Annotated in this window: 1 pseudogene; it reads right to left on the minus strand. The window is 66.7% G+C overall.

Annotated features, from left to right (window positions below):
• Window positions 1–237, minus strand: a pseudogene (locus BN358_RS26520) (sugar ABC transporter substrate-binding protein); the annotation flags it as partial.

Here is a 237-nt window from a genome sequence, read left to right on the forward strand (position 1 = left end):
CTTCTCCCGGGTGGGGACGGCGGTCCACGAACCGTTCCACAGGAAGGCGGACTTGCCGTTCATGAAGTCGGCCGCCGGGTCGGCGCTCGACTTCTTCGGCATGTAGCCGTCCTTGGCCATTCCGGCGAACCAGTTGGCCCAGGTGACCGCGGCCTCGCCGTTGAGCACGCCGTCGGCGCTCTTGTAATCGGTGCGGTTGATCAGGTCGCCGCCGAACGCCTGCAACTGCGGGGAGTA

The sequence above is a fragment of the Sedimentibacter sp. B4 genome, from assembly GCF_000309315.1.
GTDB lineage: Bacteria > Bacillota > Clostridia > Tissierellales > Sedimentibacteraceae > Sedimentibacter > Sedimentibacter saalensis.